Genomic DNA, 24400 nt, shown 5'->3' on the forward strand with positions numbered 1-24400 from the left:
TTATGGATAGAATTACATCTGATTTACTAGCTAATGGCTCCATCATGAAGAGCCAGGTAGACAGGCTTATAGCCAAAGGACTTGACAGCAACTTAATACTTAGAGACATAACTATCTCGGGTTTTATGACGATGGATAGACTTGTTAGATTTATAGTCGATAAGATACAAAGCGGTGAGTATGACCTATCTATAATTGACAACTACGACTACATCCAAGAGAAAGATGTACTTCTTAAACTTGCCCAAAAACAGAACCTGCTTTTTCTTGATTTAGACTCCATAGATATGGATTATAGACTTACTGAAAAAGTATCTCTCACGCAACTAAAAAAATATAATGCACTGCCGGTATCAGAAGATGAATTAAGCATTACGGTCGCCTTTTGCGACCCACTCGATATTGAAGCACATGAAGCAGTGCAAAGACTTTTTCCGACAAAACCTATTAAAATTGCAGTTGCAACTAAAAAACAGATTCAATCATATCTTTTTAAAGTCGAAATAAAAGATAGCGTAAAAGGACTAGTAAGAAAAATAAGAGACGAGCTCAACTCTATAAACTCCATAGATGAACAGCAAGAGGCCTCTTCCATCTTGCTCCTTATTGACGTTATTCTAAACTCTTGTATTAAAAGCCGTGCAAGTGACGTGCATATAGAGCCTACAGAAAAAAACTGTGTTGTGCGTACAAGAATTGACGGAAAGTTGATAGAGGTATTTATTTTTGAAAAAGATATCTACCCTCCTCTTGCTTCGCGACTAAAACTATTATCAAATCTTGATATTGCAGAAAAAAGAAAGCCTCAAGATGGCCGTTTCTCTACGTTAGTAGGATCAAGAGAATATGACTTTCGTATATCAACACTCCCTATTCTCTACGGTGAGTCTATCGTTATGAGGGTTCTTGACAAACAAAAAGCGCTTGTAAAACTTGAAGAAGCAGGTATGGATACTGAGAGCTACAATAAGTTTATAAAGGCTCTAAAAACTCCTTACGGTATTATTCTTGTTACAGGTCCTACGGGAAGTGGTAAAACTACAACTCTCTACGGTGCGCTTAATGAGCTTAGAAACGTTGAGGACAAAGTAATAACTGTTGAGGATCCTGTTGAGTACAGGATGAACCTTATTCAGCAAGTTCAGGTAAACCCTAAAGTAGGCTTGACATTTGCGGCGGCTCTTAGGTCTATCTTAAGACAGGATCCGGATAAGATCATGATCGGTGAGATTCGTGACTCAGAGACTTTGGAGATAGCTATTAAAGCTGCCCTTACAGGCCACTTGGTAATCTCTACACTCCATACAAACGACTCCATAAGCGCAGTTACGCGTATGGTTGACATGGGTGTACCTTCTTATCTTATCAGTGGTTCTTTAGTTGCGATACAAGCTCAAAGACTTGTAAGAAAGATATGTAAAAACTGTAAAACAGAAGAGAAGGTCTCAGCAGCAACCATAGAGGAGATAAGCCATCTGGTACCTGAAAATGCCAAATTTTATACGGGAGCCGGCTGTAAAGAGTGTAATGGAACAGGGTACATGGGAAGAGAGATGATCTGTGAAGTTTTGGTTGTTAACGAAAAAATGACATCTCTAATTGCAAAAGGTGCATCTATGGAGGCTTTACATGCCCAAGCAGTTGAAGACGGATTTGTCGGATTGTTTGAGAATGGTGTGAATAAGGCTCTAGAAGGTGTTACAAGTTTAGAAGAAATTTTAAGGGTGGCAAAATAATGAAATACTATGTAGCAACTATCCTTTCAAAGGGTAAAAAAGAGCAGATTGGACTGTACGCCGAAAATAGAAAACATGCTAACGAGCTTACAAAGCTTAAGCATGCCGGAATTATCATTAAGATAGCAGAAGAGACTGAGCCACTGGAAGCTCAGTTTAAAAGATTTAAAACAACACTTCTTAGCAATGTTAAAAAAAGAAAAATAAAGCCAGACTCTCTAATTGCATCCATTAGGCAGTTAGCCGTTATGACAAATGCCGGAATATCGATCTATGATTCACTAAGCGAGATCGCAAAATCTACACAAGAAGAGAATCTAAAGCTAGTCTTTAGCAAACTTGCAGAAGATATAAACTCCGGACACTCTCTTTCAAAGTCTATGGAAAATTTCCGCTTTGAGCTTGGTAATCTAACTATTGCTATGGTTCAACTTGGCGAGAAAACCGGTAATCTTGATGATGCTCTCTACTCTCTTGCCGATATGCTAGAAGAGATACGTGCAAATATCACTAAATTTAAAAAAGCAATGGCTTACCCGAGAAACGTTATGATTGCAATGGCTATCGCTTTTACAATTCTAATATCTTATGTTGTTCCTAATTTTAAAGATATGTTTGAAAAGTTAAATGCTGAACTGCCACTTCCTACGCTGATATTGTTAAAGTTGGAATATCTCTTTAACAATTATGGGCTCTACTTATTAGCTTCTCTGATTATAGCTTTTGCAATATTTAAGTATCTAATCAACAACTATAAAGATATAAGGTTTGGTTGGCATCAGTTTCTTTTAAAAACTTACATTATAAAAGATATTGTTATGTATGCGACACTAAGTCGTTTTACACTTGTTTTCTCAGAGCTAATCCGTGCAGGTATCCCGATAGCAGAAGCACTTGATACTACCATATCGATGATCGATAACTTGCCTCTAAAAGCAAAGCTTTCATCGGTCAGGATTTCTGTGGAAAAAGGCACATCTTTAAATGAAGCTCTAGGGGATACAAAACTGTTTGAAAATATGATCATTCAGATGATTAGTGCCGGCGAAGATAGTGGTACCCTCGATACAATGATAAAAAAGGTAGCAGAGTACTATAAAATGAGATTTGATGCAATAATTGACGGGCTGAATGAGGCCATAGAGCCTATTATGCTCTTTATAATTGCTGCAATGGTTCTTCTTCTTGCTCTTGGTATATTCTTGCCGATGTGGGATATGGGTAATGCCGTACAGGGAAGAGGATAGAAAAAAGATATAGGAATTCTTCCTATATCATGTCTAAAATCTCACTATGCCAAATTCGTAAATACTTTTTGGACATCCTCGTCATCTTCTAATCTATCCAATATCTTATCTATATCTGCTTGCTGTGCTTCGGTTATCGTAATAGGTGAGTTTGCCATTCTCTCTAGATTTGCTTTTGTGATCTCTATGCCCATATCTTCCAGAGCACTGTTTAGTGCGCCAAAGCTTGTATAATCACCTGTAATTATAACAACTCCATCTTCTGCTTCTATCTCTTCCAAGCCTGCATCGATCAACTCAAGCTCCAACTCTTCTAAGTCCATACCATCTTTTAGAGGAAACTCGAAAAGAGCTTTTCTGTCGAACATAAACTCCAAAGAGCCCTTTGTAAGCATCTCTCCGCCATGTTTTGTAAGTATATTTTTCACATTAGCAACTGTTCTAGTATTGTTATCGGTCATACACTCTATAAAGAGCTGCACTCCGTGCGGGGCTTTACCCTCGAAACTAACTTCAAGCATACTTGCCGTATCTTTTGCAGTTGCTCTTTTTATAGCCGCTTCAATATTGTCTTTTGGCATATTTTCAGCTTTTGCATTCAAGATAGCCGTACGCAGCCTCGGGTTCATATCGGGATCTGTTCCGCCCTCTTTCGCCGCCATTGTAATAATTTTTCCAAGTTTAGGGAACAGTTTTGACATTGCTCCCCATCTTTTTAGCTTTGATGCTTTTCTATACTCAAAGGCTCTTCCCATAAATATATCCTCATTTTAATATTATCTATTTATTATGCTTTTGCAAAATTAAAACCGTATTATACCAAATCCGCACTCTTAAATAGAGTTTTACATAGGCATTGATAAGCGGATTTGGTATAATAGCGCACTAGATTATTCAAGGTATTTAAATGCAGCTTGCCTCTAAGATCAAACACTATCTATTTAATGCTTTTCGTGAACTCTTCGTATACAATCACAGCTCTCTTGAGTTTCGTGCCAAACTTTTTGCTCTACTACTTAGTGCAAATGAAAATATAAAAGCAGACGACTTCTTAATTATTAAAAAAATCGGTATGAATATATATAAGAATGATGATGAGAGAGCAAATCTTCTGATGTTAAATACTAAAGAGCTTGTAAATAAAGTAAAGGAAAATAACGGTTTAGACATAGATACTCTAGTCTCCAGCATACAAAAGGAGCTAAAGCTAATGCCAAGATATGCCAAAAAAATAGATATTGACTCACTTAGAGAGCTTCTTTTGCTCTCACACGACAGAGACACCATCTCATACCAAGAGAATATGATAGAGTTTCTGCAAAAAACAAAAGAAGATACACTTCATGAAAGAAAATCACAAATCGCAAAAGATGAAGAGAAGATAGAGTCTAAGTATTAAATCTCTCTTTATCAAAAAAAGTCTCTACAGAGATATTTTTAAATGCTGCGTTCAAGCTTGTAAAAAGTGAAGGAAACTCTTTCTCCATCTTAGAGAGCATCTCTTTTGTATTTGCTCTTGCATGTGGCATCTTAACGTCAAATCTCATTGCCGGGCAAGCTTCATCGCCGATAGTAGGTATCTCATTATCTAGCGCAAATGCCGTAAGCTGACGCTCTCTCATCTGGATTAAAGGACGTATCACTATAAGTCCGTTATCGGCTCTATATTTTGGTGCAAGTGAGCGAAGTTGCCCGTTATAGATAAAATTCATAAAGAAACTCTCCGCTGCATCATCCATATGATGCCCAAGAGCCACTTTATTACAGCCGTGCTGCTCTGCAGCGCTATAGAGCGATCCTCTTCTCATACGTGAAAAAAAACTGCAAAACGATGAATTTTTTCTAATCTTCTCGCCTGCTAGGTCATATATCTGAGTATCGTGAATAGCGTGCGGTATCTCATACTCTCTGCAGTGCTCGATCAGTTTATCGAAGTTCTCTCCCATCCCGTATGAAACAGTTACCGCAATAAACTCAAACTTAAAAGGTGCACGACGTTGCTGCTCTTTTAATGCGTGAACCATTGTTAGAGAATCTTTTCCGCCGCTAAGACCTACTAAGATCTTATCACCCTCTTCTATCAAACCGAACTCGGCATTTGTCTTTCCGAGTTTAGACATAATCTTCTTAGATATTTTTATCGACAATTTTGTCCACCATATTCATAACAAACTCAGCGCTCTCTTTAGCACTTGTCTCTAAAAATTCATCAAAACTAAAACTAGCATCCATATCAGCCGCATCACTGATCGCACGCAGTATAAAAAACGGTACGTTTAAAGCACTGCAAACTACAGCAACACTTCCGCCCTCCATTTCAAGCGCATCTGCACCAAATGTAGAGCCTATCCAGTTCTTTCTCTCCTCATTTGCCACAAATTGATCACCAGTTGCTATGATTCCCTCTTGCACGCTTTTACCCATACTAGCAGCAACCTCTTTACTCATCTCTATCATCTCTTTATCTGTCTCTACGAAGACCGATCCTTCTGGAACATAGCCAAATGGATGACCAAATGCCGTAATATCCAGATCATGCTGGGATAGTTTTGTAGCAACTATCAGATCACCAACCTTTAGAGATGGAGATATTGCTCCCGCAACGCCTGAGAACAGAAGCTTGGTTGCTCCAAAATGCTCAATCATAGTCGTAGCCGTAAGAGTAGAGAATACTTTTCCTATCTTTGAGTAAGCAATTACTAGCTCAACTCCTCTGTATGTTGCCTCGTAATATCTGTTTCCTGCATACTCTACTGTTTTGTACGAGCCAACTTTTTCAAGTATCGGAGCAACCTCTTCGGGCATTGCTCCCATTATTGCTATTTTCATAAACTCCCCTATATTTTAAATGTTTTTACTTCTTTTATATAACGCGGCAACTTTTGAGCTATATTTGCATCTTCATCGACAATGCAGCTTCCACCCCAAAAACCAAGCCCGTCTTCGAAGCCGACCCTATTTACAAAAATAAGTTTGGCTCTGCACTCTGCAGCAACTCTCTTAATTATCTTATACCACTTATCTTCTATATCCAGTCCTTTGTCACTAAAACCTCTTGCAGGAGATGCGACAAGTGCCAATATATAATCCGGGTTCTCTTCTATAAGTTTTTCATGAACATCTTTATGCCAAAGATCTTCACATACCACCATTGAGACTTTTCCAAACTGGGTTAAAAAACTCTCAAAAAGAGTTCCCGCTTTAAAATATCTCGCCTCTTCAAACATTCCATAGTTTGGAAGATGTACTTTATAGTGCTTAGAGAGGAGTCTTCCATTTGAAAAGTAGAGTGCCGTATTTCTAAAACTCTCACCATCTCTTATAGCAGCACCTACCACGATATCTATGTCACGGCTCAACTCTTTTAAGAGAGTTAGCTCATCTATCTCCCATGCATCTTCATAGAGCTTATCCTGAAGAAGATAGCCGTTTAAAGACAGCTCGCCAAATACGATCAGATCACTCTCATCTTTATGTGCATCAATAATGGATGCAACTTCCTCTAAGTTTGAGCGATTAAGTCTTGGCGATGTCTGAGCTAATGTTATTCTCATCTTAGTTGCAAATTTTCTCTATGACTTCTTGAAGTGATTTCATATCTGAAACATTATAAGTTTCAAGATTTGGAGCGATTCTTTTGTTTAGACCTTTAAGAGTTGCGCCGTTTCCAAACTCAATCGCTATATCTACCCTATCTGCTATTGCCAAGATCGACTGCTTATATTTTACAGGTTTTATAAGCTGCTCTGTTAAAAGCTCAACCGCTTCATTTTTGGTCGCATACCCTTCGGTGGTCACATTTGAGATAACAGGTGCTTCAAAACTATCCTCGATCATCCCTTGCATCAAACTCTTAAGCGGGATCTGAGCAGGTGAAAGCAGTTCACAGTGGCTTGCTACCGACATATTAAGAAGCAGTGCTCTTTTGGCACCTGCATCTTTAAATGTCTGCTCTAAAGAGTCTAGATCACTCTTCATACCTGCAACAACTAGCTGTCCGTCCTGATTGTAGTTTGCAGGCCAAACTTTCTTACCCTGACTTTGCGCATCAGAACATATCTTCTCAACACTCTCATCGTCAAGCCCCATAACGACCATCATCCCTGCCTCTATATCACTGCAAGCATCCTGCATAAGCTGTCCACGTCTATGAACAAGTTCGACCGCATCAACATAATCGATAGCACCGCTAGCACATAGAGCTGAAAACTCGCCCAATGAGTGCCCTAAGAAAAGTTCAGCTTTTATATTTGGACATTTTTCCTTAAAAAGACGATAAGCTATCATCTGAACCAAAAGAATTGCAGGCTGTGTGTATGCAGTCTGATTTAGCAGATCGTGCTCTGCAAATATTAGCTCTTCAAATTTAAGTCCCGCTCTTTTTCCCGCCTCTTCAAACATCTCACGTGCCAGATCTGAATTATCGTAAAAATCCTTTCCCATTCCTGTTGCCTGAGAACCCTGTCCTGCAAAAATCATTGCTATTTTTTTCATTTTATCCCTTTTTCTAAGTAATTAATATTATCAGCCATCTTTTTTCTAAGAGTATTTCTGTTTAATCCAAGTTTGTCTGCAAGCTGAAGCTGAGATCTGAATCTCTTAACTCCTGCTCTGATAATTGGAACCTCATAAAGATGTAAAAACTTTTTATAATCGTTGTTGGAACCCAAACGCTCAAATAGATAGTTTTGAACTATCTCCATTAGCTCATTTTCCTGTATATCCTGCAAAAGATAATTTACCATAACCTGTCGTCTTAAAGAATTTGCATTTTGTGTTAAATCAGGTTTAAAAGATTTGACTCTAAACTCATCTTTTGAACAAAAAAGCAGAGATGCTTCTTTTATGAATTTTCCTATTAACGCATCGACATCTTCGGGTCTCTCCTTAAGCGGAGGTATCTCAAACTTAACACTGAAAAATTTGTCTGCATCTTTATCGTAATATGAACTTTTAGCAGTTGCTACGACTCTTATATTCTTACTACTTAAAGTATCTAGCACTTTTTTAATGTTTGGTGAGTTTTCTATATTCGTAATTATTACGCTCTTTATACCCTCAAGAGCGGCTAAAAGCTCATCATAATTTGATGCATCAAAGACTGGAGCATCTGGAAGTATATAGTGGGTCAAACTTCTCTTGCCCACTCCATGCTCTCCTGTTATAAGAGCGTTTACACTTAGTGCTTTTAAAAGAGTTGCTGTTTTAAATGCTTGTGCCGAAGATGAGGATGCAGTTATATAACTAGCATCCACAACCAGTGCCGCCACCTGTGCCACAGCAATCATCATGCTGATTCTCTACAGGAATACCACTCATTATCTCATCGGCAGATGCTTCTCTTATATTGTTTATAGATACTACAAAAGCCAAATCTTTACCAGCAAGCGGATGATTAAAATCTATGATCACACTCTCAGCACCTATCTCTTTAACCGTAACCTGAACAGTTCCGCCATCTTCGCCTTGACCATAAAGAGTCATTCCCTCTTCTATATCAATTCCTGAAAATTGATCTTTAGGAACCTCTTGAATAGCTTCAGAGTTATACTCGCCGTATGCATCTTTTGCTTTTACGGTAACTTCTGCCTTTTGACCTATAGTCATATCTGCTATAGCATTTTCAAGCCCGGGAATTATCTGACCTTTTCCAAACATAAATACAAGCGGCTCTCCGCCGATATTGCTATCTACAACTTTTTCTCCGTCGCTAACTTCATACTCTATCGATACTATTTGATTTGTCTCTATTGCCATTTTTATACGCCTTTTATTTTTTGTGATTTTATCATAATTACAGTAATTACTAAATCAGTTACTGTTGAATTTTACTTAGCCTGCTTTTTGCTGTTTTTGCAGAATCGCTGTTTGGAAATTGTGAAATCAGGGCATCATAAAAAGTTGCCGCATTTTTCTTATCGCCCGTCTCATCCATTGAGATTGCGGTGTGAAGCATCAAGAGAGGCATATAATCTGCTTTTGAGTAAAGAGATGCACTCTTTTTAAAGTATGCAATAGCTTCTGCATAATTTTTTTTATAGTACTCAGCCTCTCCAACCATATAGTGAGAACGAGCAGGTTTATAGTTTTTATCAATTAAATATTTATAATACTTAATCGATTCACTATAGCTCTTTTTATCATAAAGATCTTTTGCCTTTGTCTCAATTTCTCCATTGCTCATTCCTTCATAAGTGGACTGCTTTGGAGTTTGTTTCTCTTTGGCTTTTAGCTCTTTTGCTACCAGATCTTTAAACTTGTTGACATCATTTACAAGTGAGTTAAACTCGCTTTTAGTAACGTATGATTCATTGATAGAGTCGACGATCTTAGATATCTCAATAATCAATTGATTAATCTTCTCTATCTCTTTAGTATTTACAGCTATAGAGTTTGCATTATCCTCTATAACTTTAGATACTCTTTTTTCATACTCAACACCGTTTTGATTTTTAGCCATATTCTCGTCAACTAAAGATTTGATCTTTACTCTGTTTTCATGCGAAGATGTGCTAATACTCTCAATAATGCTCTGCAACCCGTCAACTCTCTGTCTTAGAGACTCAACTTCATTAGCCTGATTATTACTTTTTACGACAACTTTATTGAGATTTTTTTTGGTCTCAAGTAAAACAGCCTCTGTCGATGTTAAACCATATGGATTTGGGTTGTTTAGATCTCCGGCACCAAACGCTGATGGTTCGGCACTTAAGAGATAACAAGGAAGGATAATCGCCAGAATGGCAATTGATTTAGCTGTGTTCATATACTATTATGGTAGAAGTTTAAAGTCAACTCTACGATTTTTAGCCCAGCAATCTTTTGTTTTTTCGTTACAAACCGGATTGCTCTCGCCAAAACTTACCATTGTTATACGGCTTTCATCAACACCCTCTGCAACAAGAGCTTTTTTAACTGTGTTAGATCTTTTTAATCCAAGAGCAAAGTTATACTCATCACTTCCCCACTCATCACAATTGCCTTCTAGTTTGATAGAAAAATCTTTTGCCTGATTTTTTGCAATAGTTGCGTCTGTCGAGAGATTGCCTTGCATATCATTTCTTATGTTGAACTTGTCAAAATCAAAATAGATAGTCAACAACTCTTTTTCAATTCTCATCATAGCCTGACCGTCCGTTTCTTGTGAAGCGCCATCGCTCATAACAGATGCCTCGCTAGAAGATACAGTCTCTGTTTGAACAGGTGCAACTTCTTGAGCTGAAGGATCTTGCACAACTTCTTGAGCACTACTGTCAATCGCTGACTCATCAATCTTTGGATCTTTGTCACCACATCCACTTAATACCAGAAGTGCTACCATAGCACTAGAGATTAAAATGCTTTTCATCTTTTTCTACCTTCAATTTTAGTTGCTGTGATTGTACCAAAATAAAATTAATATATTTTTATAATCACAATTTTACCAATCCATAGATTGAACTTTTCCATACTTTAGAGGAAATAGATAATTTTTGTTATGGTTTAATCTAATTATACCTATAGAGCTTTGAGCCTTATAGTTTTTAATAAAGATTATCGCATCACCATCCACGGAAAACCTAGGAAACTCATTTACTCCAACTGCTGTCAATCTTCTTATAAAGTCAGTCTCCATAGAGATCAAATGAAGGTTGAACGTGTTATCGCCGAAAGACTCGGAACTCTCTCTTGCTTTATAGACAATATATTGGCCAAAGACACTACATGCAGCATTACTTTTGCCGTAGTAAACCATCTGCTCAACACTTCCTGTATTCAAATTTTTTGAGAAGATGTTTGGATATCCTAAACGGTCGGAGACAAACACTATGCTATCATTACCCAAAAACTGAGCCCCAACGTCAATGCCGCCAAAAGTGGTCAGTTTTTTTGTGCTTTTAGTTCTTACATCGTATATATATATATCCGGCTGACCTTGAGGTGCCATTGTCAAAAGAAGCTTGCTCCCGTCATCGCTGACATCCGAACAGATCATCATACCGTCTGAAGATTTTATAACTCTACTCTGTCCTGTTTTAATATCTACATATTTCAGTGTAGGCACCTTCTCATCCAAAGAGCTGTAGTAAAATGCACTCTGCTCTTTATTGGCCCATTTTGGAAATATGTTAAAGCCGCCTTTAACTACGACATGCTGATATGTTAGAGTATAGTCTGCTATTACCAGCTCACTCTTTTGAGGATCTACCATTCTTGAGAAGATAACTTTTCTCTTCATCCACTCAACCGGTGCTTCACCCATAAATTTATTTATATCATATGCTATGGTATGAGATACAAACATATAAACATTTGTATTTCCTACTTTATAGTTTTTGTTAAATATGACCTTGTCTTGGCTTATAAGTTTAAGTTCTAAATTAAGTGCACGGTTGTCATCTTCACTCAATTTATATCTTAAAATATAGTTCATATCTTTATTCTCTACCAACACAGTGCTTGCGTCATAGCTTACTTTGCGATGATATCTGTCTACATTGAATATTGAGAGAACATTTAAATCCGCTAGCAAAGATTTAAAAAATCTATTTCTAAAAGTCTCATCATAGCTAACAGACGAATCCTCAATTGCCAGGGATGGAAGTGAATCAACTTTTTTAACAACCTCTATCGTTGCATCACTTGCGAACATAAAAGTTATAGTTATTAAAAACGAAATTAATATTTTCAAATATTACTCCTCAGAAATTAGAATTATTTTATATCTCCCAGAACTGTTGCTAGGATTTTTAGGAAAAAGTATGCCGCTGAGCCTATCTTTTATCTTATCGCACTCTCTGTTTAGAGCTTCACTGTCTGAATAAGCAAGGATTCTAAAATCTATTACTTTGCCCATTGAACTAAGCTCAATAACCGCCGTTACTGCATTGCCTTGTGAGTTTTTTGGAGGATAAAAGTACTCATATACTAAAGCTTGAATTTTAGCTAAATATTCATTAACCTCTGTAGCCGTGGAGCTCTTTGAACTCTCATCTTCTGTTTTTGGCGCATCCATGCTCTGAATTTTTTTTGAAATTGATTCAGCTCTATTTACATCTGACTTTTGAATCTTTCTTTGGATCTCATCTAAAACCCTCTTGTCGGTTTGCGGCTTTTTAACCTCTTGTGTTTTTTTAATATCTTGTGTCCAAACATCACTAAAAAGATCTTCAACCGTTCTTACTTTTTTTTGTACCTCTGTTGTAGTCTCCGGTTTTGCCTCATCTTTTACAACAGGCTTCATCTCCTGCTCTTTTTTTACAGGGGCATCTTGAGTTTTTTTAGCACTAGATTCTATTTTAGGAACATCCATAGATATAGATATGTAGTTCTCCTTTTTCATAGCAAAGCTCTTTATCTCTTTTGATGACGTTATAAAAAGCAAAAACAGGATTGAAAAAAACAGAAAAAGAGAGAGCGATATAGCGCCGCTTATATAGAAATAGGAGTTTTTATTATCCATTTGTAGCTAATGATACCTCTGTAAAACCGGCTTGTTTAACAGCAGCCAGAACAGACATAACAACACCGTAATCCAAACTTTTGTCTGCACTGATAAGTACTGTTGCTTTTAGATCAAGCTTTTTTGAGTAGAGAAAAAAATTGTCCAAAAATGCATTTAGCTGGTAGTTGTCCTTATTGACTTTTAGATTCAGATCTTTATCTATAGTAATATGAACCGGTGGAATTTTAGAGAGGGACTTTGTTTTTGAGCTTTGAGGAAGATTTATCTTCTCTTCATAGATCATATTTGGTGCTATAACCATCATAATAGCCAATAGAACCAACATTACATCCACTAATGGAGTAATGTTTAGTTCAGGTTTTTCATCCCAGTTATAAGCCATTTTTACACTTTTCTAGCTATTATTGCGTCGCTTTGCATCTCTATAAAGCTAATTAGCTCAAATGATTTTCTCTTGAGTATCTGGTGATATGTATAAGCAAATATTGCAACGAAAATACCTGCTGCAGTTGCAACCAGTGCATCTGATACTCCGCTTGCAATAACAGACATTCCGCCACTGCTCTGTCCTATGTGAGTAAACGTATCCAATATTGAAACAACGGTACCGAATAGTCCGATAAACGGTGTTGTAGAAGCAAATACCGACAATACAGAAAGACCCTTAGTTGCATCTTTTGTTGCTGCCGATGCGGCAAGTGTTAAAATATCTCTTGAACTGTTTGAGCTTGTTTTTAGGAAATTACTTAAAAAAGATTGGGTATCTACGGCTGTTGCGCCCATTAGCAGACCTTCTAGAGAGCGGCTCTCTATCTCATGCCAGCTGTTTAGAGAAAAATATCGGTAGAAAAACACCCAGTTTAGCACTATAAAGTATAGTGCCAAGATCGCCAAGACAGCGAGTGTAACAGGGTGGCTTTTTATATAAAAATCAATTATTTCGTTAATCATAATCTATAGTAAATTTTGTGCTGCAGACTCAAGTCTTGCAGTAACGGTAGCTATTGCAGGGTTATTATCTTTAATAGATTCAATAAGTTCCTTAGCATCTTCAAGCGCTTTAGAAACAGCACTCTCTGTCTCTCCGCGAATTGCTACGGCACCCTCGACCAATACAATAACTTTTTCCTCATCAACTTGAACTACGCCCCAATTAATAAGAATTGATTCGACTGATTTATCCTCTTTCTCTATATCAATTACACCTGCTTCAAGCAGTGTAGTTAAACAAGAGTGTTGTGCTAGAACTCCAAACTCGCCCTCTTCACCGGGAAGAGTAACGCTAATTGCTTCATCATCATAGATTACGCCGTTAGGAGTAAGGATTTCAAGTTTTAACTTATCCATGTCAGTCCTTTATGAATTACTTCATTTTTTCAGCTTTTTCAATCGCCTCATCTATACCACCAACCATGTAGAAAGAACCCTCTGGCATATGGTCACATTCACCATCAAGGATCATTTTAAATCCTCTGATAGTGTCAGCTAAAGAAACATATTTACCCGGAGAACCTGTAAATACTTCAGCAACGAAAAACGGTTGTGATAAGAACTTCTCGATCTTACGAGCACGTTCAACAACATTTTTATCATCTTCACTAAGCTCATCCATACCAAGAATCGCAATAATATCTTGCAAATCTTTATATTTTTGAAGCGTCTGCTGTACACCACGAGCTACACCGTAGTGCTCTTCACCAAGGATTTGCGGATCAAGCAATCTTGAAGATGAATCTAGTGGATCAACCGCAGGGTAGATACCTTTTTCAGCAATCTTACGGTTAAGAACCGTTGTCGCATCCAAGTGAGCAAAAACCGAAGCCGGAGCCGGGTCAGTCAAGTCATCCGCAGGAACGTAAACAGCTTGAACAGATGTAATCGAACCATTCTTAGTAGATGTAATACGATCTTGAAGAGCACCCATCTCACGAGCCAATGTCGGTTGATAACCAACAGCTGATGGAATACGTCCAAGAAGAGCAGACATCTCAGAACCAGATTGTGCAAAACGGAAGATGTTGTCGATGAACATCAATACGTCAAGACCTTTTTCATCTCTGAAGTACTCAGCCATTGTAAGACCTGTTAAAGCGATACGGTTACGTGCTCCTGGAGGCTCACTCATCTGACCGTAGCACAGTGCAACTTTGTCAAGTACGTTTGAGTCCTTCATCTCGTGGTAAAGGTCGTTACCTTCACGTGTTCTCTCACCGACACCTGCAAATACAGATAGACCGTCGTGACCCATTGCAACGTTGTGGATAAGCTCCATGATGATAACTGTTTTACCAACACCTGCACCACCGAATAGTCCGACTTTACCACCTTTAGAGTATGGCGCTAAAAGGTCAACGACTTTAATACCAGTCTCGAACATCTCTGTTGTAGTCGACTGCTCAACTAGCTTTGGAGGTTCACGGTGAATAGACCACATTGGAGCATCAGTTACCTGCTCACCCTCATCGATGGTCTCACCGATAACGTTAAAGATACGTCCAAGAACTTTCTCGCCTACCGGAACTTTAATCGGAGCACCTGTAGCTTTTGCTTCCATGCCGCGAACTAAACCTTCACTCATATCCATTGCGATCGTTCTAACACGACCGTCACCTAAGTGCGCTGCAACTTCAAGTATTAAACGAGTTACTGTGCCTTCTAAATGTATATTAACTTCGATCGCCTCGTTGATAATAGGAAGATATCCATCAAAATCAACATCAACAACCGGACCCATAACCTGGCTTATTTTACCAATCATATTTTTCTCCATTATTTCATAGACTCCACGCCGCTTATAATCTCTATAAGCTCTGTAGTAATAGCTGCTTGTCTTGCTTTATTAAATTGAACATTTAATGACCTAACCATCTCTTTTGCATTGTTCGTAGCTGCATCCATAGCCTGCATTCTTGCACTATGCTCAGCAGCAACAGAATCGATCAATGAGTAGTACATAGCATACTGAACGTATCTATTTACCAAAGAGTCCAACATCTTCTCTTCATCATCAGACTCTATCTCAAGCATTGACTTCTCTGTTTCATCACACTCAAATTGAGTTGAATCTACAGGTAACAGCTTATTTACATGCAACTCTTGAGTTATCATGTTCTTGTAGCCGTTATAGACAATGTGAAGAGCATCGATCTTGCCATCTTTAAAATCTTCAATTGAAGAGATTATAAACTCATCCGAGCGATTTTTGTCCGGATTTGAGCTAAGGTTAGTAACTGCATCAAAAAGTTCAACTTCGTTATATTTAAAAAACTCAATACCTTTTTTACCGACTCCACGTAAACGCACTTTTACATTTTTTGATTTGTACTCTGCTAAAAGTTTCTTAACAGCTTTAATAGTTTGAATATTAAAACCGCCGCATAAACCTTTGTCAGCAGTAACAAAAACAATGTCAACAGTCTTTGGATCTTCAATATCGATAAAACATCGATTATCTAATCCGCCTACTTTGTTGCATTTAATACGTCCAGCTATTTCGGCAAGTACCTGATTCATTTTTGCAGCATAAAGACGAGAGCGCTTAGCAAGCTCTTCCGCGCGGCGAAGCTTTGCAGTAGATACGAGCTTCATCGCACGAGTCGTCTTTTGAGTGTTAGAAACACTCTTGATCTGTCTTTGAATATCTTTCAAGTTTGCCATAAAGTTTTCCTTACGCCACTACGAAGCTAGCTTTGAACTCTTCAAGTGCTTTCAACATTAGTGCTTTAGTATCATCATCTACTTTAGAAGTACTTCTGATACTCTCAAATATTTGAGGGTAAGATGCTTCAATGAACGGATACATCTCTGCTTCAAAACGAACAACATTTGAAGGATCCATATCATCTAAGAAACCTTCATTTCCTGCAAATATTATAAGAACTTGCTTCTCAGCAGAAAGCGGAGAGAATGGAGGCTGCTTAAGAACCTCTACCATTCTTTGTCCACGCTCTAGCTGATTACGAGAAGTCTCATCAAGATCAGATGCGAACTGAGCAAACGCTTGAAGTTCACGATACTGAGCAAGGTCAAGTCTTAAAGTACCTGCAACTTGCTTAGTTGCTTTGATCTGAGCAGCACCACCAACACGTGAAACCGAAAGACCTACGTTGATCGCAGGACGAATACCTGAGTTGAATAGTTCAGTCTCAAGGAATATCTGACCATCTGTAATAGAGATAACGTTTGTCGGAATATACGCAGCAACGTCACCAGCTTGAGTTTCAATAATAGGAAGAGCAGTTAAAGAACCTGCACCTTTCTCATCTGAAAGCTTCGCAGCTCTCTCAAGAAGACGAGAGTGAATATAGAAAACATCACCAGGATATGCTTCACGGCCCGGAGGACGACGAAGAATAAGTGACATCTCACGGTAAGCAACAGCGTGCTTAGTAAGGTCATCATATACGATCAGACCGTGTCTAGCGTTGTCACGGAAGTATTCACCCATAGTAACACCTGTATATGGTGCTAAGAATTGAAGCGCTGCCGCTTCAGATGCAGTAGCAGATACTATAATAGTATACTCTAATGCACCATGCTCCTCTAAACGACGGATGATCTGTGCAACAGTCGACTCTTTTTGACCGACTGCAACATAGATACATACAACGCCGTTGCCTTTTTGGTTAATAATAGCATCAAGAGCAACAGTAGTTTTTCCAGTTTGACGGTCACCGATAATAAGCTCTCTTTGACCTCTTCCGATCGGCACAAGAGCATCAATTGCTTTAATACCTGTTGCTAATGGCTCATGAACAGATTTTCTATCCATAATACCAGGTGCTTTCTCTTCAACAAAACGAGTCTCTGTTGTCTCGATCGGACCTTTACCGTCAATCGGCTCACCAAGAGCATTAACAACACGTCCAAGAAGTGCATCACCAACCGGAACACGAAGAAGTTTGCCTAATCTCTTAACAGACATGCCCTCTTTTAACATTGATCCGATTCCAAGGATAACAACACCTACAGTGCTCTCCTCAAGGTTCATTACTAAACCTCTCGTTCCCTCTTCGAACTCTACCATCTCTCCAGCCATAACATTGCTAAGTCCGTAAACTTGAGCAACACCATCGGCATAAGAGACAATCTTACCCGTCTCATTTATATCAACACTTAGTTCAAAGTTATCGATACGCTCTTTGATTATTGAGCTGATTTCATCAGCCTGAATTTTTGCTACCACTACACATCTCCTCTCGTTGAAAGTTAAATTGCTTTTGCAATATGTTCTATAATTTGACTATTGATTCTTGATTTTGAGAAACTTATCTCAACACCTAGATCCTGCACATCCACTTTTATGCCATTAAAGCTGCTTTTTTCAAACTTTAAAGATATTTTTGAATCAAACTTGCTGCCTAAGCCGCTGCTTAAATCCTCAATAACTTTTGCTTCAATGTCGCTGTTGCTATATACGACTCCGCTATAACTCTTTGTCGTAACAGCTATATCTTTTCTAATCACCTCTGCCATTGCAGGGATGATGCTTATACGGTTATGCTCAGCTAAGAGTTTAATTAAATTATCAACATCTTCAGATTCTGCAGATTTTACTGCATCTAACAAAATCTCTGACTTTTGGCTCTTGCTAACATCAGGATTGTTGATGATTTGAATAAACTTTTCATCTTTAAATGCTTCTGCTAAAACAGAGAATATAGAAGATATCTTCTGCATCTTCTCTATATCAGAACTTTTTTTAAGAGCTTTTATGTATCTTTTTGCAATTAACTCTTCCATCTATGCCACCTTCTTTAAGATAACATTTGCCATTGCTTCTTTGTCAAAGCTATCATCACTTTGAGCAAGCACCTCTTTGAGCGTATCTTCTACAACGCTTCTAACCATTTTTCTCTGTTCAAAATCTATTAAAACAGCTTGTTGTTTCGCTATGATCTCAATATCTGCATCACATTGAGCCATGATATTGTCATTTACGACTTTATTCTCTTTTTTTGAGCTAACAGCGAGGTCTTGAGCGAACTTCTCAGCCGCTGCGATCTTAGCCAAAGCATCTTTTTTAAGAGCTGCCGTCTCTCTTAACTTCTCTTGTACCTTTTTCATCTCGTCTGCAATAGACTGACTTCTTGATGCAAAATAGTTTTTTACAGGTTCAGCAACAAGATACCAGATAAGCCCTGCAAACAGTATAAAGTTTACTGTTCTTTGTACTATATCGGTGCCTGCACTCTCTGCATTGCCGCTAGATGCAAATGCAAAGGTTGATATCATTAGCATAAATACTAAAACTCTACTCACATTACATCCTTATATTTGACTAAATTTAGCTTTAACAGCTTCTTTGAACAGCGGGATCTGTGATTTTAAATCACTGCTTAGCTGTTCGCGAGTCTTAGCAAGCAACTGCTCAAACTCTAAGTACTGACTAGCCAGTTCAGCACGTTTTGCTTCTATCTTACTCTCTGCTAACTCTTTAGCATCCGTAATAACCTTCTCTCTTAAGGCCGCAGCTTCCAGTTTTGCATTTGCAATTATTGATTGCGCTTTTAATTCAAGTTCTTTGATCTCTTCATCGTTTGAGCCTATTTTTTCAAGGTCTTTTTTGATGTCCTCATCTCTTTTACTCATATAAGCGAATAATGGATTGTAAAGCCAACTGTTAAGAACGACAATAAGCGTAAGAAACACGATTAATGTAGCTACGAGTAGTATCGGATTTATATCTAACATAGCACCTCCTAAAAGTTGCGTGATTATACTATGTTAAAATTAAAAGATTTGTTAAAGTGGGGAAAAATTTAAACTTTTTTTATATTTTTTATAAAAGAATTTAAATTTATTTGGATTTTGGAAGAGCTATTTGTCGAGGAGGCTTAAAAACTCTTCCAAGTGATCTTTATCGTCAAAGTCAATGGTCAGACTTTTGCTTGAACTTTTACTACTGAAACCGAGTTCTAAGAGTTTCTCTTTTATCTCTTTAAAGTCGTATGATGGAGCAGCTGTTTTCTCAGCTCCCTCTGTTTTTGAGTTTTTCATGCTCTTGATAGTTGCTTCAACTTCTCTTACGCTTAATTTCTGCCCTATAATAGAGTTGACTATAAGCTGCTGCTGCTTCTCGTCAAGCCCAACCAAAACCTTTGCATGACCAGTGCTTATCTTCTTCTCAATAAGCGCTCTTTGCGTTTTTTGCGAGAGCTGAAGAAGTCTTATGGTATTTGTAATATGGGTTCTGCTTTTATGTATTCTAGTTGAGAGCTCTTCTTGCGTAATACTGTGAAGCTTTATAAGCTCTCCGTAAGCGTGTGCAAGTTCAATAGAGTTTAGCTCATCTCTTTGAATATTCTCAATAAGAGCGAACTGTCTCATCTTCTGATCGTCGCTGTTTAAAATGATAGCGCGAATTGTTTTTAGTTTTGCAAGTTTTGATGCACGCAGTCTTCTCTCGCCGGCTATCAATACATAACCGTCAACATCTTCTGTAACGACTATCGGCTGGAGCAGTCCGTCATTTTTGATCGACTCGCTAAGTTCATAAAGAGAGCTCTCTTCAAAATGCTTTCTCGGTTGAAACGGATTTGGCCTAATATCTTTTAGAGGTATCTCTACAATTGAATCTTTTTGAGATACCTCATTTTCATACGCCTCATCTATCTCGCCTAAAAGTGCGCCCAATCCTCTGCCTAATTTTTGTGACTTCATACTTCCATAATCGCTTGTGCTAAATTTTGATACGATATAGATCCAATGGATTTTACATCATAGAGTATTGCAGGTTTGCCGAACGACGGTGATTCTGCAAGTTTTACGTTCCTTGGAACTACTATAATCTCTCCGTTGGCATCTTTAAAAAGTTTAGAATCAAAATGCTGTTTCAAATCTGCAAAAACCTGTTTTGAGAGATTGTTTTGTGCGCTAAACATTGTAGGCAAAAAACCTTTGATACTAAGTTTCTGGTTTATAGATTTTCTAACCAACTTCACGGTATTTAAAAGCTGCGCCAATCCCTCAAGCGCAAAAAATTCACACTGGATGGGTATGATTACGGAGTTTGATGCCGAGAGCGCATTTATGGTCATCGGTCCAAGTGCCGGAGGAGAGTCGATTATAATGTAGTCATAATCCTTTAGGACATTTGCTATCGCTTTTTTTAGAACCAGCTCACGACCTTTTGAGTTTTGAGCATCGTAATACTCTTTTTCTATTCCTACAAGTCCTATGTTTGAAGGGGCTAGATGAAGGGTCGGGAGTTCTGATTTTAGTATGATATCTTTTAGCTTCTTTGTTCCGATGAGAACATGATAGATATTAAACTCATAATCATTTCTATGAAATCCCAAAGATGTAGTGGCATTAGCCTGCGGATCTGAGTCTATCAAGAGCACTTTTTTCTCTGCAACGGCAAGCGAGGCAGCTAGGTTTACGGCTGTTGTCGTTTTGCCCACACCACCCTTTTGATTTGCTATTACAATTACTTCACTCATCTTAGACTGTATATCCTCTCTCCGTTGACTACAACAGAACCGTCACTCTCTAGCGACGCCCCTTCTAAAGAAATTCTTAAATTTTTACCATGTGTATAAAAGTTTTGATTTCTGTAAAATTCTAACTTATATTTACTAAAAACTTGCTTCCATGAACTCTTTTTTTCAAGATTTGTAAAATATCTCTCTATCAGCTCTTCTCGCTTCAAATCTACGTCCAATTTTTCAAAACTCTCAGGTGCCTCTGCTATGTTTAACCCGACTCCGCAGAGAATACTCTCTTCAACAATATTAGTGATCATACCGCCTATTTTTCGATCTTTTATATAAAAATCGTTAGGCCACTTAAGCCAGACCTTCGAGCCAAACTCTTCAAGTGTCTCTTTTAAAACATAGGAGAAATATATAGATGCGGATTCCAGTTTCAGATCTTGAGGCAACTGCTGAAGTGCAATAGAAAAAGATAAAAAGAGATTATCTTTAACTCCGATCCAAGAGTTTTCCCTGCTCCCGACACCTGCTGTTTGAGAGTCCGCCACTACTGCGTAAGGAGAAGAGACTTTTCCCTCTTTTATCAGCTCTTTTAGATATTTTTGAGTTGAGTCCACACTCTCAAGATAGAGTATCTGCAACCCCTATCCTTTTCCCGTTTATATATGAGAGAATATCCATCTCTTTTTTTGATTCAGGCTGAACCGTATAGACTCTGATACTACCTTTTTTGCATCCGACTATAATGGAGTCTTTTTCCACTTTTAATATTTTGCCGCTCTCGTTTTGAGTCTCATTTTCCAAAAACTCTATCTTTTTGAGCTTCAGTCCGCTAGTAAGATATACTCCCGGCCATGGGGTGAATGCACGGTACTTGTTAAACAGAGTCCTTGCCTCTTCAAACTCTACCTCTCCGTCTTGTTTAGTAATTTTAGTGCAGTGAGAAGATTTTGTCTCATCCTGCTTAATAGGAGTATATTTATCAAAGTTTTGAAGCACTTCGAGAGTAAGCTCACACGCGACATCTGTCAATCTCTCAAAGAGCGACTCCGCCATCTCATTTTCGCCTACATTAATCTCTTCTATCTTGATAATACCTCCAGTATCTAACCCCTCATCCATCAGCATAGCGCTAACGCCTGTTTTCTCATCTCCATTCAGAAGAGTCTGCTGAATAGGGCTTGCTCCTCGATACTGCGGAAGTATTGAAGCATGAAGGTTTATACATGGAGCATGTTGAAGTATTTCGCGCGGAAGTATCTGACCGTAAGCTGCCACGACGATATAGTCACACTCTATCTCTTTGAGTCTCTTAACAACATCTGCATCTCTTAATCGATTTGGCTGGAAGACCTCAATGTTGTTTTGAAGCGCTATTGTCTTGACGATCGGGGGAGTAAGGATTTTTTTGCGCCCTACCGGTTTGTCAGGCTGTGTATAGACGGCGACGACTTCGATACCGTTTGTATTAATAACTTTTTCTAAAATACGCCCTGCATACTCAGGTGTGCCCATAAAGATTATTCTCATCACTTCGCCTTTGTAAAAAGAGTTCCACCCTCATGTCTGTTCTGCAGCATAAGACTTTTTATGTCGCTTAAATCATATCCGCTGGTAAGGACCATATCGATTCCATGTCCCAAAAGATAATTTGCCGCTTTTAGCTTTGTCAATATTCCGCCTGTCGCAAAAGCACCGTGCGGAGTCGCCTCTTTTTCAAGCTCATTCTCATCTATACTATCTACTACTTTGAGTATTTTTGCATCTGAGAATTGTCTTGGATCTTTATCGTAGTAAGCGTCAATATCTGAGAGTATTATTAACAGATCTGAATCGGTATGTTTTGTGATATAAGCAGAGAGCTGGTCATTGTCGCCGACAACAAGCTCTTTTGTAGATGTAGCATCATTCTCATTGACAATAGGAATGACTCCGTTTGAGAGAAGCGTATTTACCGTATCTTTGATTCTCTGTATCTCATCATCTCTTTGAAGATTTGCAGCGGTCACCAAAACCTGAGCACTCAGTACGTCATGCGCTCCAAACTTCTTGCTGTACTTGTTCATAAGTATAGGCTGTCCGATCGCTGCTAAAGCCTGCTTGTTCTGCAGTACGCTTCTATCGAGCTTTAACGCCGTATAGCCTGCGGCAACTGCGCCCGAAGAGACCAAGATCACTTCATTGCTCTCTCTTAGTTCACATAAAAAGTCAACCAGTTCTCTCATTCTTTCCAAGGCGATAGAGTCATTTTGTGTAAGAACTGCACTCCCTACTTTTACGACAACTCTTCTCATCTTCAGTGCTCTGATCTTTTTGATTGAACAAGTTTGAAAAGAGCATTTTTCAGAGGCTCTATATTTTTATTTGCAGCTGAAGATATTGGTGCTACAAAATATGGAAGCTCTCTGTTATAGCCAAGCGTCTCATCTGCAGTTTTTTGAATAAAATAAGGCATTGACGCATCAAAAGCTATATCACTGCTTGTAGTAGCTTCTACACCCACTATCTCTAAAAAGCTGTTGATAAGCTCGGCTATCTCATCAAGCGAGACTACGTCGGCTCTTGTTAATGCTATTGCATATTTGCTGTGTGCGAGTTTATCCGAGAATGCCGCTACTTCCGCTTTGAGTGTCTCTATCTGCTCTCTTAGGTCTCTATATGAAGCCAAGTCCACCATAAAGAGGAGTATCTCTGTTCTCTCAATATGTCTTAAGAACTCTATTCCAAGCCCTTTGCCCTCATGCGCTCCGCCGATGATCCCCGGAATATCCGCCATAATAAATGACTCGAAATCACCTATGTTGACCTGACCAAGCTTTGGAGTAAGTGTAGTAAACTCATAGTTTGCGATCTCTGGACGTGCATTTGAAACGGTAGAGATAAGAGTCGATTTTCCAACATTTGGAAAACCTACAAGACCGACATCGGCTATAAGTTTAAGATCAAGCTTGATCCTTCTTGTCTCGCCCTTCTCTCCCGGCTGTGCATAGGTAGGTCTTTGGTTTGTAGATGACTTAAAGTGTGTATTTCCAAGTCCGCCTTTTCCGCCTGTTATAAATAGCTCTTCTTGCCCATCTTTTAACATATCAAAAACGATCTCACCACTGTCCATATCGATGATCTGTGTTCCCGGAGGCACTATGACCACTTTTTTTGCACCAGACTTTCCGGTCATATTTGAGCTCTCACCCGGAGCACCGTTATCTGCTTTTATATGCATCTTTTTTTGAAAATGAGAGAGTGTATGGGTATTGTTGTCACACTTGAACCAGATATCGCCGCCTTTGCCGCCGTCACCGCCGTTTGGACCACCGTTCACTACAAATTTTTCACGACGAAATGCAACACACCCCGGACCACCTTTGCCTGAAGAGACCGTTAGCTCTACGCTATCTGTAAACATATATTTTCCTTGATGTTTAATACTTAAGAATTTACTACTGATAATAAAAAGTAAATTGTTAAATATTTTAAATTTTCTTAGGCAGTTAACCTAATGGTGAAGTAGAAATATTTGAGCCGAAGCTCAAATAGTTG

General features: G+C 38.5%; 29 protein-coding genes. 3 read left to right on the forward strand and 26 right to left on the reverse strand.

Annotation, left to right across the window (positions count from 1 at the left end):
- The first annotated feature begins 2 nt into the window (after positions 1-2).
- Complete coding sequence (locus FCU45_RS06465) at positions 3-1736, forward strand: GspE/PulE family protein (protein ID WP_137013495.1); 1734 nt, start codon at positions 3-5, stop codon at positions 1734-1736.
- Positions 1736-2983, forward strand: coding sequence for a type II secretion system F family protein (locus FCU45_RS06470; protein ID WP_137013497.1), 1248 nt, complete (start codon positions 1736-1738; stop codon positions 2981-2983). The genes FCU45_RS06465 and FCU45_RS06470 overlap by 1 nt, the downstream gene beginning before the upstream one ends.
- Before the next feature lie 44 nt (positions 2984-3027).
- Here the strand turns inward: FCU45_RS06470 and FCU45_RS06475 are convergent, their stop codons facing one another.
- The gene (locus tag FCU45_RS06475; protein ID WP_137013499.1) at positions 3028-3738 is read right to left on the reverse strand and encodes a YebC/PmpR family DNA-binding transcriptional regulator; all 711 of its coding nucleotides are present in this window, start codon (positions 3736-3738) and stop codon (positions 3028-3030) included.
- A gap of 152 nt (positions 3739-3890) precedes the next feature.
- On the opposite strand from FCU45_RS06475, the gene FCU45_RS06480 reads away from it, so the two are divergent.
- Entirely contained in the window at positions 3891-4382 is a 492-nt protein-coding gene (locus tag FCU45_RS06480; protein WP_137013502.1) for a hypothetical protein, read from the forward strand.
- Here the strand turns inward: FCU45_RS06480 and FCU45_RS06485 are convergent.
- The 25 genes from FCU45_RS06485 to obgE form a co-directional block, all read right to left on the reverse strand.
- Positions 4372-5103 carry a tRNA 2-thiocytidine biosynthesis TtcA family protein gene (locus FCU45_RS06485; RefSeq protein ID WP_137013504.1) on the reverse strand — a complete coding sequence of 244 codons (732 nt, stop codon included), beginning with the start codon at positions 5101-5103 and terminating at the stop codon, positions 4372-4374. The two genes, FCU45_RS06480 and FCU45_RS06485, sit on opposite strands and share 11 nt — an antisense overlap.
- 7 nt (positions 5104-5110) lie before the next feature.
- Positions 5111-5812, reverse strand: a complete 702-nt coding sequence (locus tag FCU45_RS06490) for a 5'-methylthioadenosine/adenosylhomocysteine nucleosidase (RefSeq protein WP_137013506.1) — start codon at positions 5810-5812, stop codon at positions 5111-5113.
- Positions 5813-5820: 8 nt separating this feature from the next.
- Positions 5821-6537: a nitrilase-related carbon-nitrogen hydrolase gene (locus FCU45_RS06495; protein ID WP_137013508.1), complete on the reverse strand. Its 717-nt coding sequence runs from the start codon at positions 6535-6537 to the stop codon at positions 5821-5823.
- A gap of 1 nt (position 6538) precedes the next feature.
- Positions 6539-7477: an ACP S-malonyltransferase gene (fabD, locus tag FCU45_RS06500; RefSeq protein WP_137013510.1), complete on the reverse strand. Its 939-nt coding sequence runs from the start codon at positions 7475-7477 to the stop codon at positions 6539-6541.
- Positions 7474-8274 carry a transcriptional regulator gene (locus FCU45_RS06505; protein ID WP_246032259.1) on the reverse strand — a complete coding sequence of 267 codons (801 nt, stop codon included), beginning with the start codon at positions 8272-8274 and terminating at the stop codon, positions 7474-7476. The genes fabD and FCU45_RS06505 overlap by 4 nt, the downstream gene beginning before the upstream one ends.
- Positions 8228-8740, reverse strand: a complete 513-nt coding sequence (locus FCU45_RS06510) for an FKBP-type peptidyl-prolyl cis-trans isomerase (protein WP_137013512.1) — start codon at positions 8738-8740, stop codon at positions 8228-8230. The genes FCU45_RS06505 and FCU45_RS06510 overlap by 47 nt, the downstream gene beginning before the upstream one ends.
- A gap of 58 nt (positions 8741-8798) precedes the next feature.
- Positions 8799-9749: a tetratricopeptide repeat protein gene (locus FCU45_RS06515; RefSeq protein WP_137013514.1), complete on the reverse strand. Its 951-nt coding sequence runs from the start codon at positions 9747-9749 to the stop codon at positions 8799-8801.
- A 6-nt stretch (positions 9750-9755) separates the two neighbouring features.
- On the reverse strand, positions 9756-10331 hold the full coding sequence (locus FCU45_RS06520; protein ID WP_137013516.1) for an OmpA family protein: 576 nt from the start codon (positions 10329-10331) through the stop codon (positions 9756-9758).
- Positions 10332-10403: 72 nt separating this feature from the next.
- Complete coding sequence (gene tolB / locus FCU45_RS06525) at positions 10404-11654, reverse strand: Tol-Pal system protein TolB (protein ID WP_137013518.1); 1251 nt, start codon at positions 11652-11654, stop codon at positions 10404-10406.
- A gap of 3 nt (positions 11655-11657) precedes the next feature.
- Positions 11658-12425 (reverse strand): TonB C-terminal domain-containing protein, encoded by a 768-nt coding sequence (locus FCU45_RS06530; RefSeq protein WP_137013520.1) that lies wholly within the window; start codon positions 12423-12425, stop codon positions 11658-11660.
- Positions 12418-12810: an ExbD/TolR family protein gene (locus FCU45_RS06535; protein ID WP_137013522.1), complete on the reverse strand. Its 393-nt coding sequence runs from the start codon at positions 12808-12810 to the stop codon at positions 12418-12420. The genes FCU45_RS06530 and FCU45_RS06535 overlap by 8 nt, the downstream gene beginning before the upstream one ends.
- A 2-nt stretch (positions 12811-12812) precedes the next feature.
- The gene (locus FCU45_RS06540; RefSeq protein WP_137013524.1) at positions 12813-13379 is read right to left on the reverse strand and encodes a MotA/TolQ/ExbB proton channel family protein; all 567 of its coding nucleotides are present in this window, start codon (positions 13377-13379) and stop codon (positions 12813-12815) included.
- Positions 13380-13382: 3 nt separating this feature from the next.
- Positions 13383-13775: an ATP synthase F1 subunit epsilon gene (atpC, locus tag FCU45_RS06545; RefSeq protein WP_137013526.1), complete on the reverse strand. Its 393-nt coding sequence runs from the start codon at positions 13773-13775 to the stop codon at positions 13383-13385.
- Positions 13776-13791: 16 nt separating this feature from the next.
- A complete protein-coding gene (gene atpD / locus FCU45_RS06550; RefSeq protein ID WP_137013528.1) occupies positions 13792-15186 on the reverse strand; it encodes a F0F1 ATP synthase subunit beta in 1395 nt (464 codons plus the stop codon).
- Between the two features lie 11 nt (positions 15187-15197).
- Positions 15198-16085, reverse strand: a complete 888-nt coding sequence (gene atpG, locus FCU45_RS06555; protein WP_137013530.1) for an ATP synthase F1 subunit gamma — start codon at positions 16083-16085, stop codon at positions 15198-15200.
- Positions 16086-16095: 10 nt separating this feature from the next.
- Positions 16096-17613: a F0F1 ATP synthase subunit alpha gene (gene atpA, locus FCU45_RS06560; protein ID WP_137013532.1), complete on the reverse strand. Its 1518-nt coding sequence runs from the start codon at positions 17611-17613 to the stop codon at positions 16096-16098.
- 23 nt (positions 17614-17636) lie between these two features.
- Positions 17637-18170: a F0F1 ATP synthase subunit delta gene (locus FCU45_RS06565; protein ID WP_137013534.1), complete on the reverse strand. Its 534-nt coding sequence runs from the start codon at positions 18168-18170 to the stop codon at positions 17637-17639.
- On the reverse strand, positions 18171-18689 hold the full coding sequence (locus tag FCU45_RS06570; RefSeq protein WP_137013536.1) for a F0F1 ATP synthase subunit B: 519 nt from the start codon (positions 18687-18689) through the stop codon (positions 18171-18173). It abuts the gene before it with no gap.
- Positions 18690-18698: 9 nt separating this feature from the next.
- Positions 18699-19121, reverse strand: coding sequence for a FoF1 ATP synthase subunit B' (locus FCU45_RS06575; protein WP_137013538.1), 423 nt, complete (start codon positions 19119-19121; stop codon positions 18699-18701).
- A 126-nt stretch (positions 19122-19247) separates the two neighbouring features.
- Positions 19248-20090 carry a ParB/RepB/Spo0J family partition protein gene (locus tag FCU45_RS06580; protein WP_137013540.1) on the reverse strand — a complete coding sequence of 281 codons (843 nt, stop codon included), beginning with the start codon at positions 20088-20090 and terminating at the stop codon, positions 19248-19250.
- Entirely contained in the window at positions 20087-20872 is a 786-nt protein-coding gene (locus tag FCU45_RS06585) for a ParA family protein (RefSeq protein WP_137013542.1), read from the reverse strand. Before FCU45_RS06585 ends, FCU45_RS06580 begins: the two co-directional genes overlap by 4 nt.
- On the reverse strand, positions 20869-21504 hold the full coding sequence (locus FCU45_RS06590; protein ID WP_137013544.1) for a biotin--[acetyl-CoA-carboxylase] ligase: 636 nt from the start codon (positions 21502-21504) through the stop codon (positions 20869-20871). Before FCU45_RS06590 ends, FCU45_RS06585 begins: the two co-directional genes overlap by 4 nt.
- A complete protein-coding gene (fmt, locus tag FCU45_RS06595; protein WP_137013546.1) occupies positions 21485-22393 on the reverse strand; it encodes a methionyl-tRNA formyltransferase in 909 nt (302 codons plus the stop codon). The genes FCU45_RS06590 and fmt overlap by 20 nt, the downstream gene beginning before the upstream one ends.
- Positions 22393-23157 (reverse strand): glutamate 5-kinase, encoded by a 765-nt coding sequence (gene proB, locus FCU45_RS06600; protein ID WP_137013548.1) that lies wholly within the window; start codon positions 23155-23157, stop codon positions 22393-22395. The genes fmt and proB overlap by 1 nt, the downstream gene beginning before the upstream one ends.
- A 2-nt stretch (positions 23158-23159) precedes the next feature.
- Positions 23160-24266 carry a GTPase ObgE gene (gene obgE, locus FCU45_RS06605; protein WP_137013550.1) on the reverse strand — a complete coding sequence of 369 codons (1107 nt, stop codon included), beginning with the start codon at positions 24264-24266 and terminating at the stop codon, positions 23160-23162.
- Positions 24267-24400 lie beyond the last annotated feature (134 nt).

The sequence above is a fragment of the Sulfurimonas crateris genome, assembly GCF_005217605.1.
Lineage (GTDB): Bacteria > Campylobacterota > Campylobacteria > Campylobacterales > Sulfurimonadaceae > Sulfurimonas > Sulfurimonas crateris.